The organism is Caballeronia sp. LZ033 (assembly GCF_031451265.1).
Lineage (GTDB): Bacteria > Pseudomonadota > Gammaproteobacteria > Burkholderiales > Burkholderiaceae > Caballeronia.
Map to the genome: position 1 here is coordinate 349,670 of NZ_JARUXQ010000002.1, position 16,252 is coordinate 365,921.

Consider the following 16,252-nt stretch of genomic DNA (forward strand, 5'->3'; position numbering starts at 1 on the left):
ATCACAGGCACAAGGCGCGGACGGGATGGACATGGCTGAGAACATGATTGAGCGGTTGCGGGCGCTGGCCGCTTCGCGCGGCACGGACACGGCGCTCGTGACGGTCGATGCGCACGGCGACACGCGTTACGACTACGCGCAACTCGACCGCCGCGCGACCGCGCTGGCGCGGCGTCTGCGCGGCGCGGACGGCTGGGCCGAAGGCATGCGCGTGCTGCTGATGATGGATAGCGGCATCGACTATGTGGCCGCGTTCTTCGGCTGCCTGTATGCCGGAGCGACGGCGGTGCCGGCGTATCCGCCGGAGTCGCGGCGCGGCCAGCACCTGGCGCGCTTGCAGGCGATTGCCGCCGATGCCGACGCTGCCTTCATCGTCACGACGGCTGCGCTCGAAGCCAGCCTGGGCGACGCCTTCGCCGAGATCGCGCCGCAAGCCGTGCGCGTCTTGATGGACGCGCTCGTTGCGGACCCGGATGCGTCATCGTTCGAGCCGTATCGCGCGGCGCCGGTGGATGTGGCGTTCCTGCAATACACGTCCGGTTCGACCTCGAGCCCCAAGGGCGTGATGGTCACGCACGGCAGCCTGTGGGCCAACGAAGCGGCGATCCGCGCGGGCCTGAGCGTCACGGGCGACGACGTGTTCGTGAGCTGGCTGCCGCTGTATCACGACATGGGGTTGATCGGCACCTTGTCGCAACCGGTGTTCAGCGGCATTCCGCTCGTGCTGATGTCGCCGCAGTATTTCCTGGAGCGGCCGGTGCGCTGGCTCGAAGCGATTGCGCGGCATCGCGGCAGCATTTCCGGCGGTCCTGATTTTGCGTATCGGCTGTGTGCGGACCGCGTCGGCGACGAGCAGCGCGATGCGCTCGATCTGTCGAGCTGGCGCGTGGCGTTCTCCGGCTCGGAGCCGGTGCGCAAGCCGACGCTCGATGCCTTCGTCGCACGCTTTGCTTCCGCGCGTTTCGATGCAGGCGCGCTGTTTCCCTGCTACGGGCTTGCCGAAGCGACGCTTTACGTGAGCGGCGTGGCGCGCGGTGCGGGTGCGCGCGCGGCATCGTTCGATCAGGCCGCGATGGAGCAGGGCCGCGTTGCCGTCGCGGCGGGCGAGGCCGATTCCGCCGCGCTGGTGTCGTGCGGCAAGGCCGCGCCGGGGCATGAGATTGCCATCGTCGATACGGACAGCGGCGCGGTGCTCGCGCCGGGCCACATTGGCGAGATTTGTGTGAGCGGGCCGAGCGTCGCGGCGGGCTACTGGCGGCGCGAGGACGCGAGCGCCTCGGCGTTCAGGACGCGCGGCGGCGTGACCTGGCTGCATACCGGCGATCTCGGTTTCCTGCACGACGGCGAGCTGTACGTGGCGGGACGCATCAAGGATCTGCTGATCGTGCGCGGACGCAATCTGTATCCGCAGGATCTCGAACTGGCGATCGAACGCGAGGTCGAGCTTGTGCGGCGCGGCCGGGTGGCGGCGTTCGCCGTCGAGATCGACGGGCAGGCGGCGATCGGCATCGCAGCCGAGGTGTCGCCGAAGATGCGCAAGCTGGTTGCGGCGCAGGACATCGCGGCGGCCTTGACGGAAGCCGTCGCGCAGACGTGCGGCGAAACGGCCGGCGCGATCGTGCTGCTCGATCCGGGCGGCTTGCCGAAGACGTCGAGCGGCAAGGTGCAGCGCGCGGCCTGTGCGCTCGGCTGGCGGAAGCGTTCGCTCGACGCGTACGCATGGTTCCTGCAAGGCCGCCGCATCGATAGCGACGAAGCGCCGCAAGCCGCGCCTGTGACGCTGGACGAAATGGAAGCGGCGCTGGCCGCGCTGTGGCGCGATGCGTTGCACGGCGCCGGCGCGCTCACTGCCGACGCCAACTTCTTCGCGCATGGCGGCAGTTCGCTCGCGGCCGTGCAGGTCGCGGCGGCGATCCGCGCGCGCTGGTCGATCGATTTCATGCCGCGCGATGTCTTTGCCGCGCCCGTGTTGCGCGACGCGGCAGCCCGCGTGCGCGAGCGGATGGCACACGTGGCGCAAGGGCAGGCTCAGACTGAAGCACTGCCGCTCCTCGACGACGCACAGCGCGCCCGTTCGCGTGCCTCGGACGCGCAACGCGGCCTGTGGCTGACGTGGTCGCACGATCCATCGAGCGCCGCGTACAACATGAGCGGCGTATTGCGGCTGCACGGCGCGCTTGACGTGGCCGCGCTGCAACGCGCTTTCCAGACCGTCGTGAAGCAGCACGATATCTTGCGCGCTCGCTTCGTGATCGACGATGAAGGCGAGGCCGTGCAACTCATCGACGACACGCTCGATATCACGCTGGGCCACTCGTGCGATGAAGGCACATTTGAAGCACTCGCGGACCGCATCGCCCGCGCGCCATTCGATCTGGAAACCGGTCCGCTCGTGCGGGCGCATCTGGTCAGCGTGGGCGAAGACGAGCATCGGCTGGTGCTGGCGCTGCATCACATCATCGCGGATGGCTGGTCGGTGAACGTGCTGCTCGCAGCGCTGGCCGATGCGTACTACGCGCGTCCCGAAGCCACGCAGCGGCGCGTGCAGTCCGCCGATTACACCGCGTGGAGCCGCGCCTCGGCCGATGCTTCCACGCTCGCCCGTCAACTCGACTACTGGCGCGCGCAACTCGCCGCCGACGGCGATCCCGCGCAAGCCGCGCGTCTGTTCCCGGCTGCGGCGGAGGCCACGCGCGGCCGCCAGCGCGGCGCAAAGTTTGCGCTCGAAGCCGATCTGGCCGCCCGCATGCGACGGCTCGCGGGCGAACATCGCGCTTCGTTGTTCATGACGGTGCTGGCTGTCTTCAACGTGGTGCTGCATGTATTGAGCGGCAAGGACGATATCCGCATCGGCGCGCCGGTGTCGTCGCGCAAGCGGCCTGAGGCGCAGCATCTGATCGGCTATTTCATCGACATGCAGGTGCTGCGTTCGCGCGTCGAACGGCAGCAGGATTTCGGCGCGCTGGTCGATGCCGCCCGTGAAACCGTGCTCGCGGCACAGGAGCATCAGGACGTGCCGTTCGACCGGCTGATGAGCGCCTTGCTGCCGAAGCGCGCGCAAGCCGGCGACGCGCTGTTTCAGGTGAAGCTCACCGAACAGCGTCCGTTCGCGGCGCATGGATTCGCACCGCTCGATGCGTCGCTGCACGTGCTGCTGAACGATGCCCCGCACTTCGACCTCGCCGTCGATTTCACCGATACCGGTGCGCAGATCGATTTCCTCGTCGCCTATGACGATGCCGTGTTCAATGCCGCGTTCATCGCGCGTCTGACTCGATTGTTCGCGACGTTGGCACAACGCCTGACCGATGCGCCGCAGGAAGCGATCGGACGCCATCTGGACGAAGCGCCGTCAGCGGACGTGCTGACCATGTGGGCCGACAGCGTCGCGCGTCATCCGGACAAGATCGCCTTGCGCGATGGCGCACGCAGCGCGACCTTCACCGAACTCGACGCCGCCGCCAGCGTGCTCGCCGCGCGTCTCGTCGAGCATGGCGCGGTGAGGGAGGCGCGGGTCGGCGTGCTGGCGGAGCGGTCGATCGAACATGTGCTGGGCATGCTGGCCGCGCTGAAGGCGGGCGCGACCTGGGTGCCGCTCGATCCGGCCGCGCCCGCCGCGCGCCTGAGCGCCCAGTTGCGTGATTGCGGCGCGCGGGTGCTGCTGCATGCCGCCGCGTTGCCCGACGGGCTGGACACGGCGCAGGCCGTGCCGCTCGACGTGAGCTTCGCGGCCGGCGAGAACACGCAAGCCAAGTTGCCGTGCGTGGTTCATCCCGATCAGGCCGCGTACATGATCTATACGTCGGGTTCGACGGGCGAGCCGAAGGGCGTGGTGGTCTCGCATCGCGCGCTCGGCAGCTATGTGCGCGGCATGCTGGACACGCTGCGCGCGAGCCCCGACGCGTCCTTCGCGATGGTCTCGACACCCGCCGCCGATCTCGGCCATACCGTGCTGTTCGGCGCGCTGTGCTCGGCGCGCACGCTGCATCTGCTCGCACCGGAACTGGCCTTCAATCCCGATCAGTTCGCGCGCTATATGGCGGAACATGAAGTGGGCGTGCTGAAGATCGTGCCGGGGCATCTGTCGGCGTTGCTGAGTGCGGCTCGCCCGCGCGACGTGTTGCCGTGGGATGCGTTGATCGTCGGCGGCGAGACGACTTCCGCCGCGCTGCTCGCGCGTTTGCAGGCGCTCGCACCCGCGTGCCGCATCTTCAATCACTATGGCCCGACGGAAACGACGGTGGGCGTCGCGATGTACGCGCAGCGCGGCCCGCTCGACGCACAGCGCGATCTGCCGCTCGGTGCCGCGCTGCCCCGCGCGCGCCTCCACGTGCTCGACGATGCGCTCCAGCCGGTCGAATCAGGTGCAATTGGCGAACTGTACGTGGGTGGGCCGTCCGTCGCGCGGGGTTATCACGGCCGTGCGGCGCTGAGCGCGGAGCGCTTCGTGCCGGATCCGTTCGCTTCGGGCGAGCGGCTGTATCGGACGGGGGATCGCGTGCGGATCCATGCGGACGGCATGCTCGACTATCTGGGCCGTGCGGACGATCAGTTGAAGGTCCGGGGCTACCGCGTGGAACCGGCCGAGGTGGAGCGCGCGCTGCGGCGTGTGGAAGGCGTTCGCGAAGCTGCCGTGCTCGGGCATGAAGCGGCGGGCGGCTTGCGCCTGGCGGCCGTCGTGACCGGCGATGCAACGGCGGACACGGTGCGCGGCGCGCTCGCGGCATGGCTGCCGGAATACATGGTGCCCGCCGATATCGTCACCGTCGCGGCCTTGCCGCTGAACGCGAACGGCAAGCTCGACCGTGTGGCTTTGCGGACGCTGTTGCCGTCGGTGTCGGAGAGCGCGCCTGCGGACGCCGCCGATGCGCCGCATGGCGCAACCGAAGTCGCGCTCGCGCGGATCTGGGCTGACGTGATCGGCATGGAGCCGGGATCGATCAGCCGGCATCGCAACTTCTTCGAATCGGGCGGCGACTCGATTCTCGGTCTCAAGGTGGTGGCGAAGGCCCGCAAGGCCAAGCTGTCGATCACGCCGAAGCTGCTGTTCCAGCGGCTCACGCTGGCGCAACTGGCGGCCCGGCTCGATGAGGCGTCGGCTGTCAAGGCGGCGCCGCAGAGCACGATTCCGCGCCTGCCTGAGGCATCGCGAGGGCGCACGCTCGCTTCGCATGCGCAGCGGCGTCAGTGGTTCATGTGGCAACTGGCGCCGGAGAGCAGCGCGTATCACGTGGCGGGTGGCTTGTGGCTGAACGGTGACGTGGATGCTTCTGCGTTGAAGGCGAGCGTCGAGGCGATCGTCGCAAGGCATGAGGTGTTGCGTACGCGCTTCGTTGCTGATGACGCGGGTCAGGTGCAGCAGTGGATCGAACCGCAGGGAACGCTTGACTGGCAGGAAGCGTCATTACCGGCGACGCAGATCGATGACGCAGCGCGTATGCTCGCGAGCCGTCCGTTCGATCTGGCGCAAGGGCCGTTGCTGCGTGCAGGGCTTTTTCCCACGCAGGAAGAGGGCAAAAGCCTGTTCGTGCTGGCGATGCATCACATCGTCTCGGATGGCTGGTCGGTGCGTGTGCTGCTCGAAGAACTGGTGGCGCATTACCGCGCAGCGGTGTTGAAAGAACCGTTGAAGCTGGCAGCGCTGCCGGTGCAATACGCGGACTATGCGGCATGGCAACGCGACTGGCTGGAAGCAGGCGAACGCGAACAGCAATTGACCTACTGGCGCAAGGCGCTGGGCGATACGCAACCGGTGCTGGCACTGCCCACCGATGCACCGCGTCAGGCGAATGCGTCGTATCGTGCGGCGCGGTATCGGCTGAAGATGCCTGAAGCGCTTTCGCAAGCGGTGAAGTCGCGCGCGCAAAGTACGTCCACGACGCCGTTCATGGTGCTGCTCGCGGCGTTCCAGGCGCTGCTGCATCGCTATACGGGACAGGAAGATATCCGCATCGGCGTGCCGGTGGCGAACCGACATCGCGTGGAGACGGAGGGCTTGATCGGCTTCTTCGTGAACACGCAGGTGTTGCGTGCAGAGATCGATGGCGAAGCAAGTCTCGAAGCGCTGCTGCAACAAACCCGCCAGACGACGCTCGACGCACAGGCGCATCAAGACCTGCCCTTCGACGTACTGGTAGATGCCCTGCGTCCCGAACGCAGCCTGAGCCACACGCCGCTGTTCCAGGTGATGTTCAACCATCAGCGCAGCGACTGGCGCGTGCTGGAACAGCTTCCAGGCCTGACCATCGAGCCGTATCCGCTGCCCGCCCCGATGGCGCAATTCGAATTGCTGCTCGACACGCGCGAGGAGCCGGACGGCACGCTATCGCTGGAACTGACCTACACGCGCGAACTCTTCGACGAAGCGACCATCGCCCGTCTCGCGCAGCATTACCAACGGATACTCGCGGCGTTCGCGGACGCTGCGGCCAGCCGCCAGAGCGTCGGCGAGATCGCGATGGTGGACGAAGCCGAAGCCACCACGCTCGCGCGCTGGAGCGTGAACCCGGCACACAACGAAGGCGCCGAGCCCGTCTTCCGCGCGTTCGAGCGTCACGCAGAGCGTCATCCGGACGACATCGCCCTGCTGCTCGACGACGCCACCCTGACCTACGGCGAACTCAACGCCCGCGCCAACCGGCTCGCGCACTGGCTGCTCGCGCAGGGCGTCGGCGTGGAAACGCGCGTCGGCATCGCGGCGCTGCGTTCCTTCGATCTGCTGGTCGCGCTGTATGCCATCGTCAAGGCGGGCGCGGCCTATGTGCCGCTCGATCCCTCCTATCCGGCCGATCGCCTCGCCTACATGATCGGCGACAGCCGGCCGCAACTGGTGCTGCATCAGCGCGGCATCGCACTGCCCGCGCCGGAGGGCGGCGTGCCGTGCTTCGTGCTCGAGGACATCGATACACGCGCCTGTCCGGCGCACAACCCGGATGCCGTGCTGCACGGCGCCAATCTCGCCTATGTGATCTACACGTCCGGTTCGACGGGCCGGCCAAAGGGCGTGGGCAACCGTCACGATGCGCTGTTCAACCGGCTCGAATGGATGCAGCGCGCCTATGCGCTGCGGCGCGGCGAAACCGTGTTGCAGAAGACGCCGTTCAGCTTCGACGTTTCGGTGTGGGAGTTCTTCTGGCCGTTGCGCGTCGGCGCACGGCTGGCCATCGCCGCGCCCGACGCGCATCGCGATCCGGCGCTGCTCGCCGCGACGATGCGTCGCCATGCGGTGAGCACGCTGCACTTCGTGCCGTCGATGCTGCAAGCCTTCATCGACAGCGGCGCGGCCTCTCACTGCGGCGGGTCGCTGACGCGCATCGTGTGCAGTGGCGAGGCGCTGTCCGCCGGCTTGCGCCAGTCGACGGCGCAAGCGTTGCCCTCGGTGACGCTGCACAACCTCTACGGCCCGACGGAAGCGGCCATCGACGTGACCGCGTGGACCTGCGTGGACGAAGCGGCGCGAGCCGTGCCGATCGGCCGTCCTATCGACGCAACGCAGACCTGGGTGCTGGACGCGCGCCTGTCGCCGGTGCCGCCGGGCGTGCCGGGAGAACTGTATCTGGGCGGCGCGAACCTCGCGCGCGGCTATCTGGGCCGGGCGGCGCTGACCGCCGAGCGCTTCGTGCCCGATCCGTTCGGCGCGGACGGCGCGCGCCTGTACCGCACGGGCGATGTCGTGCGCTGGCGCGAAGACGGCGCGCTCGACTATCTGGGCCGCGTCGATCACCAGGTGAAGATTCGCGGCTTGCGTATCGAGCTGGGCGAAATCGAGGCGGCCTTGCTCGGCCAGGGCGTGCGCGAAGCGGTGGTGATGGCGCGCGATGACCGGCTCATCGCGTGGGTGACGGGCGCTGTGTCCGATGCCGATGCCCTGCGCATCGCCCTCGCTCGAACTTTGCCGGACTACATGGTGCCGTGGCGCATCGTGCCGCTCGATGTGATGCCGCTCAACGCCAACGGCAAGGTGGACCGGCATGCGCTGCCGCAGCCCGCGTTCGACGATGCCGCGCCTTTCGAAGCGCCGCACGAGGGCATCGAGACGGAACTGGCGACGGTGTGGTCGACGCTGCTGGGCGTCGAGCGGATTGGACGTCACGACGATTTCTTCGATCTGGGCGGGCATTCGCTGCTCGCGGTGCAGCTGAACGCGCGCATCGGTCTCGATCTGGGCGCGAGTCTGCCGCTCGCCACGCTGTTCAATGCGCCGACGCTGGCCGCGCAAGCCGCGATGGTGGCGCAGACGCGCGCCGCGCAGCCTTCCGACGACGCGCTGAATCGCCTGGATCTCTTCATGGATACGCTGTGAGCATGGCTATGGACAAGGACGCGGCGCGACGCATCGCTGAACGCTTTATCGAACTGACGCCGGAGAAGCGGCGTGTGTTCTGGCAGAAGATGAACGAGCAGGGCGTGGCGCCCGCGCAGTTCCCTATCCTGCCGCGCGCGCGTCAGGCAGGGCAGGGCGTGGCGGCTTCGCATGCGCAGCAGCGTCAGTGGTTCATGTGGAACCTGGCGCCGGAGAGCAGCGCGTATCACGTGGCGGGCGGCTTGTGGCTGAACGGTGACGTGGATGCGTCTGCGTTGAAGGCGAGCGTCGAGGCGATCGTCGCAAGGCATGAGGTATTGCGTACGCGCTTCGTTGCCGATGACGCGGGTCAGGTGCAGCAGTGGATCGAACCGCAAGGAACGCTTGACTGGCAGGAAGCTTCATTACCGGCGACGCAGATCGATGACGCAGCGCGTATGCTCGCGAGCCGTCCGTTCGATCTGGCGCAAGGGCCGTTGCTGCGTGCAGGGCTTTTTCACACGCAGGAAGCGGGCAAAAGCCTGTTCGTGCTGGCGATGCATCACATCGTCTCGGATGGCTGGTCGGTGCGTGTGCTGCTTGAAGAACTGGTGGCGCATTACCGCGCAGCGGTGTTGAAAGAGCCGTTGAAGCTGGCGGCGCTGCCGGTGCAATACGCGGACTATGCGGCATGGCAACGCGACTGGCTGGAAGCAGGCGAGCGCGAGCAGCAATTGACCTACTGGCGCAAGGCGCTGGGCGATACGCAACCGGTGCTGGCGCTCCCCACCGATGCACCGCGTCAGGCGAATGCGTCGTATCGCGCGGCGCGGTATCGCCTGCGCATGCCTCAAGCGCTTTCGCAGGCGGTGAAGTCGCGCGCGCAAAGTACGTCCACGACGCCGTTCATGGTGCTGCTCGCGGCGTTCCAGGCGCTGCTGCATCGCTATACGGGACAGGAAGATATCCGCATCGGCGTGCCGGTGGCGAACCGACATCGCGTGGAGACGGAGGGCTTGATCGGCTTCTTCGTGAACACGCAGGTGTTGCGTGCAGAGATCGATGGCGAAGCAAGTCTCGAAGCGCTGCTGCAACAAACCCGCCAGACGACGCTCGACGCACAGGCGCATCAAGACCTGCCCTTCGACGTACTGGTAGATGCCCTGCGTCCCGAACGCAGCCTGAGCCACACGCCGCTGTTCCAGGTGATGTTCAACCATCAGCGCAGCGACTGGCGCGTGCTGGAACAACTCCCGGGCCTGAGCATCGAGCCCTACGCCCTGCCGGACGAAGCGGCGTTGTTCGAACTGACGCTGAACATCATCGAATCGACGGACGGCACGCTGGAGGCCGAGTTCATCTACGCCGACGAACTGTTCGATGCCGCGAGCATCGAGCGGCTCGGCGCGCATTACGCGAACGTGTTGCGGGCGCTGACGGATGACCCGGCGCAGCGCATCGGTGAAATTGCCTTGCTCGATGCGGCGCAATGGCGGCAACTGCGCGAATGGGGCAGCGGCTCCACTCAAGCACAAGAAGCCGACGACTTCGTTCACCGACGCATCGCCGCCTGCGCACAGGCCACACCGGACGCGCTCGCCGTCACCGGCATCGACGGCCGGATGACCTATGCCGAACTCGATCGTCGCGCGAACCGTCTGGCGGCGCGTCTGATGCGCGAGGATGTCGGTCCCGAAGTGCGTGTCGGCCTGGCCATGTCGCGGACCGCCGGCCTGACGGCCGCGATGCTCGGCATCCTGAAGGCGGGCGGCGCGTATGTGCCGCTCGACCCGGCGTACCCGCCCGCGCGCCTCACGCACATGGCAAACGACAGCGCCATTGCGCTGCTGCTCGTCGACGATGCGTCGGAAGCGCACATGCGCGACGCCTGTAGCGTGCCCGTGCTGAACCTCGACACGCTCGACCTGTCCGGCGAACCCGACACCGATCCCGCGCCCGCCCTGCATCCTGACAATCTTGCATATGTCGTGTACACATCGGGCACGACGGGCCGTCCGAAGGGCGTCGCGGTTGCGCATGGCGCGCTGGCGTCGCACTGCCGGGCGATCGGCGAACTGTTCGGCTATGACGCGTCGGATTGCTGCCTGCATTTCGCGTCGATCAGTTTCGACGTCGCCGCCGAAGAGCTCTGGGTGCCGCTTACGCACGGCGCTTCGGTCCTGATGCGCGACGACGAAGTGTGGTCGGCCGGGCGGCTGGTCGATGAGATCCGCGCGCACGGCGTCACCTCGCTCAACGTGCCGCCGGCCTATATCGATGCCTTCGCGCGCGAAACGGCGGCGGGCGCGGTGAGCGTGCGGACCTGCATCGTCGGCGGCGAGGCGTGGTCGCGCGCGGGCTTTGATGCCGTGCGCGAACGGCTCGCGCCGCAGCGCGTCTTCAATGCCTACGGTCCGTCGGAAACGGTCATCACGCCGACCGTCTGGCAAGCCGATGAGCCCGCGTTCGACAGCGCCTATGCGCCGATCGGACAGCCCGTCGGCGCACGCAGCGCCTGGGTGCTGGATGCGCGCAAGAACCCGGTGCCGCCTGGCGTGCCGGGCGAACTGCATATCGGCGGCGCGGCGCTGGCGCGCGGCTATCTTGGCCAGCCCGGCATGAGCGCGGCGCGCTTCGTGCCGGACCCGTTTTCCGACACGCCCGGCGCGCGCCTCTACTGCACCGGCGATCTGGTGCGCTGGCGCGCCGATGGTCAGCTCGAATATCTGGGCCGCCTCGACGAGCAGGTGAAGGTGCGCGGCTTCCGGATCGAACCTGGCGAGATCGAGGCGCGGCTGCGCATGCAGGACGGCGTCGCGGAGGCGGTCGTCGTCGCGCTGGATGCAGCCGACGGCACGGCGTCCAGACGTCTTGCAGCGTATGTCACGGCAGCAGCGGGACAGCCACTCGACCCGGCCGCCCTGCGCGCGGCGCTCGGCGCCACGCTGCCCGACTACATGGTGCCCTCCTGGCTGACCGTGCTGGATGCGTTGCCGTTGACGCCGAACGGCAAGATCGACCGGCGCGCGCTGCCTGCGCCGGAGATCGTCGCGGCGCCGCTCTCCGAAGCGCCTCAGGGCGATACCGAAATCACGCTCGCAGGAATCTGGTCGCAGTTGTTGCGGCGCGAGGGCATCGGACGTCACGAGAACTTCTTCGAGTTGGGCGGCGATTCGATCATGGGCTTGCAGATCGTCGCGCGTGCGCGTCGCGCGGGCCTCGGCCTCAGCGCACGACAGATCTTCGAGCAGCAGACCATCGCGCAACTGGCGAGCGTCGTCACGCCGCTCGGTGCGTCGCCCGCCGAAGCCGCGCTGCCGGATTCGACTGTGGACACAAGCGCGCCTGTTCCCTTGCTGCCGATCCAGGCGTGGTTCTTCAGCGAAGCATTCGCGGCGCGCGATCACTTCAATCAGGCGGTGCTGCTCGACGTGGGCCGCACGCTGGATACCGGCGCGCTGCAAGACGCGCTGAGCGCGGTGGTCGCGCATCACGACAGCCTGCGCGTGCGCTTCGAGCCGTGCGAGTCGGGCTGGCGTCAACGCTATGCCACGGAGGATGAAGCCGCGCCGTCCCTCGACGTCATTGAAAGCGTCGCGCTCGCGGAGATCGGGAAGCATTGCGACGCGGCGCAGGCCAGCCTCGACATCGAGCACGGCCCGCTCCTTCGCGCGATCGCGCTCGGCATCGAAGACGGCACGTGGCGGCTGTTCATCGCGATCCATCATCTGGTGGTCGATACCGTGTCGTGGCGCATTCTCATCGACGACCTGCAACGCGTTCACGCTCAACGCGTGCGCGGCGAAGCGGCAACGCTGCCCGAACGCACGACCTCGTGTCAGGCTTTCGCACGCCAGTTGCACGAAGCGGCGCGCATACCGGACGTCGAGCGCGACCTCACGCACTGGCAACGCCTCGCCGAAGTGCGCGCGGCCTTGCCGCCGGGCATGCCGCACGCATCTGGCGTGCCGCAGCGCGCCGTCGTGCAGTTCGATCGCGCGACGACGCGGCGTATGCAACAGGACGCATCGGCGGCTTATCGGACGCAACTCGTCGATCTGCTGCTGCTCGCCACGGGCCGCGCGTTGTGCGCGTTCTCCGACAGCGCGGCGTTGCGTATCGACCTCGAAGGTCACGGACGCGAGCCGCTCTCCGGCCACGCCGATCTGAGCCGCACGGTCGGCTGGCTGACGAGCGTGTATCCGTTCGAACTCGCGCCGACCGGCGAGCCCGGCGCGGCGCTCAAGCGCGTGAAGGAAGCGCGCCGCGCGGTGCCGCATCGCGGCCTGAGCTTCAATCTGCTCAAGTATCTCGGTACGCCGTCGAGTCGCGCGGCGCTGGCGGGCATCGGTCACGCGGAGGTGCTGTTCAACTATCTCGGCCAGTTCGACGACGACGACCCCGGCCAAGGCTGGCAACTCGCCACGGAGGCGAGCGGGCGCACGTCGAGCGAACTGAATCGCGCGACGCATGCACTCGAAATTTCGGCGCAGGTTCATCGGGGCGCACTGTCGCTCACGCTGCTGCATCCGCGCGGCGACCGCTACGACGCAGCCACGCTGACGACGCTCGCCGACGCGCTGCAGCGCGAACTGCTGGCCGTACTGGCGCACTGCGAAAGCGGCGCATCCGGGCTGACGCCTTCCGATGTGCCGCTTGCGGGCATCGACCAGGCGCGTCTCGATGCGTTGCCCGTGCGTGCCGCCGACGTCGCGGACCTGTATCCGCTCGCGCCGATGCAGACGGGCATCGTGTTCCACAGCCTGCTCGGACAGCAGCCGGGCGCCTATGTGAACCAGTTGCGCGTGGATATCGGCCGGCTGGATGGCGCGCGTTTCGAAGCGGCATGGACTGCCGTTGCCGCGCGTCACGACACCTTGCGTACCGGTTTTCTGTCCTTCGACGATGCCCCGCGTCAATGGGTGGCGCGCAGCATCGCGACGCCGTTCTTCACCGAGGACTGGCGTAACGAAGAAGCATCGACACTCGATGCGCGTCTCGACCGTTTCGCCGCCGCGCGCGTGACGCAGGGTTTCGATCTGGCGCGCGCGCCGTTGTGGCGGGTGGACGTGCTGCGCACGGACGTGGATCGACATCATTTCGTGTGGACGTTCCATCACGCGCTGCTCGATGGCTGGAGCGCCGCGCAGTTGCTCGCCGAAGTGCTGGCGACTTATGAGGGACGACCGGCTACCGGCGTGCCGGGACGCTATCGGGACTTCATCGCGTGGCTGGGCCAGCGGCCGCAGGCTGTCGGCGAGACCTGGTGGCGCGAGCAACTCGGCGCACTCGAAGGCCCGACGCTGCTGAGCCATGCATTGCCCGCACCGTCACGCGCCGATGCAGCGAGCGCCGCTTCATACGGCACGCATGCGCTGACGTGGGACGCCGCGCGCGCCGCGTCGCTCGGCCGCTTTGCGAAGTCCCGCCGCGTGACGCCGAATACGCTGGTGCAGGCCGCGTGGCTCGTGCTGCTGCAACGTTATACGGGGCAGCGCGCGGTGAGCTTCGGCGCGACCGTCGCGGGCCGTCCGGAAGCGCTCGCGGGCGCGGACCGCACGCTCGGCCTGTTCATCAACACCATTCCGGTGATCGGCGCGCCGGATCCCGCGACGAGCGTCTCGGCGTGGCTCGAACGCGTGCAGCGGCAGGGCGTCGCGGCGCGCGAGCACGAACACGTCGCGCTCTACGACATCCAGCGCTGGGCGCGCATCGAAGGCGGACAGGCGCTGTTCGACAGCATCGTCGTGTTCGAGAACTATCCGGTCGATGACATCCTGCATGCTTCCGGCGCGCGCGAGTTGCAGTTCTCCGGCTTGCGCAACGAGGACCGCACGAGTTATCCGCTGACGCTGTCGGTCACGCAAGGCAGGGCGGGCGAGGAAGCGCTGCGCATCGACTTCGACTATGCCAGCGATATCTTCGATGCCACGCAGATCGCCCGCATGGCAGCGCATCTGTCGGCGCTGCTCGATGCGTTCATCGCCGCGCCGGATGCACCGCTCGGGGCGCTCGACATGCTGGCCCCCGGCGAGCGCGCGCAACTGGAAAGCTGGGGCAGCGCGCGCGAGGTCGCAGCGTCCGCGCCCGTGCATCTGCGCATCGCGCAACAGGCCGCGCGCACGCCGGATGCGCAGGCGCTGGTGCTCGATGACGAATCGATCGACTACGGCACGCTTGACCGCCGCGCAGAACGCGTCGCGCGCCATCTGCGCGCGGCGGGTGTCGGACCCGAAGCGCGCGTGGGCGTGCTGCTCGAGCGCTCGCTGACGATGATCGTCGCGATCCTCGGCGTGCTGAAGGCGGACGGTGCTTATGTGCCGCTCGATCCGTCGTATCCGGCGGAGCGTCTCGCGTTCATGATCGAGGACAGCGGCATTGCGGTCGCGCTGACCGCGCCCACGGAAGAGACCTCGGATGTGCCGGTCGATGCGCTCGCGCGCCTCGGCGTCAGGACACTGGACGTGCATCGCATGACGGAGGACGGTGCAACGCCTTCAACAGCGCCCGCTGCAATCGTGCCTTCGCACCTCGCCTATGTGATCTACACATCAGGCTCGACCGGCAGGCCGAAGGGCGTCGGCATCACGCACGACGGGCTGGCGCGTCATACGGACGTGTCGATCGGCATGTTCGGCATCACGTCGCGGGACCGCGTGCTGCAATTCTCGACCTTCAACTTCGACGGCTTCGTCGAACAGGTCTTTCCGACGCTCGCCGCCGGCGCGACGCTGATCCTGCGCGGACCGGAGCTATGGAGCAGCGAGCGCTTCCTCGAACAGGTGGCGCAGCAGCGCATCACCGTCGCCGACCTGACCACGGCGTACTGGAACGCGCTTGCACAGGACTTTGCCGAACGCGGCGCGCACGCAGTGCGTGCGCGCTGTGGCACGCTGCGGCGCGTGCATGCGGGCGGTGAAGCCATGCCCGCCGATGGCGTGCGGGCATGGCGCGCGGCGGGTCTCGAGCATGTGGCGCTGGCGAATACCTATGGTCCGAGCGAAGCAGTCGTGACGGCAACCTTGTTCGACTGCACGCCTTACGTGCGCAACGACGCATCCTTACCCGCGCAGATTCCGCTCGGCACGCCCCTCGACGGACGCACGCTGCGCGTGCTCGATGCGCAACTCAATCTGGTGCCGATGGGCGCGGCGGGCGAATTGTGTATCGGCGGGGCGCTGCTTGCACGCGGCTATCTCGGGCGCTCGGGACTCACCGCGACCCGCTTCATCGCCGATCCGCATGCGCGCACGCCGGGCGCACGGCTGTATCGCACCGGCGACGTGGTCCGCTGGAACGAGGACGGCACGCTCGCCTATCTCGGTCGCACGGACCATCAGGTGAAGGTGCGGGGCTTTCGCGTCGAACTGGGCGAGATCGAAGCACTGCTCGCGCAGCAGCCGAACGTGCGGGAAGCGGTGGTCATCACCCGCGATGGTCCCACCGGCGTGCGCGTGCTGGCGTACGCGGTGGCGGCGGCGGGCGCGACGCTCGATGGGCGGCAACTGCGCGACCAGCTTGCCGCGAGCCTGCCGGACTACATGGTGCCCGCCGCCGTGACGGTGCTCGACCGCATGCCGCTCAACCCGAATGGCAAGATAGACCGGCATGCGCTGCCTGCGCCGGCCGTGTCGTCTTCGGCTGCGTTGGCCGATCCGCCCGAAGGCGAGATGGAAACCGCACTGGCCGAAGTCTGGTCGGGCGTGCTGGACGTATCGCCGGTGCGCCGCTCCGACCGCTTCTTCGAACTGGGCGGCCATTCGCTCGCGGCGATGCAGGTGCAGTCCGCGCTGCGGGCGAAGCTCGGCATCGACGCGCCGCTCGCCGACCTGATGCGCAATCAGCCGCTGCATGAACTCGCGGCCGCGCTGGACGCGCTGAAACACTCCGTTGCCGATGACGCGGCGATGGCCGGCGCAATGCGCGATATCCTTGCGCAGTTGTGACGGTGCGCACGTGAACACCGAACAG

The 16,252-nt window shown here is 68.1% G+C and carries 2 protein-coding genes; both read left to right on the top strand.

Translation table 11 applies throughout. The features are described from left to right. The first annotated feature begins 31 nt into the window (after nt 1-31). On the top strand, nt 32-8,302 hold the full coding sequence (locus QCE62_RS17140; protein WP_309920745.1) for a non-ribosomal peptide synthetase: 8,271 nt from the start codon (nt 32-34) through the stop codon (nt 8,300-8,302). A 2-nt stretch (nt 8,303-8,304) separates the two neighbouring features. After that, on the top strand, nt 8,305-16,227 hold the full coding sequence (locus QCE62_RS17145; protein WP_309920748.1) for a non-ribosomal peptide synthetase: 7,923 nt from the start codon (nt 8,305-8,307) through the stop codon (nt 16,225-16,227). The last annotated feature ends 25 nt before the right edge of the window (nt 16,228-16,252 follow it).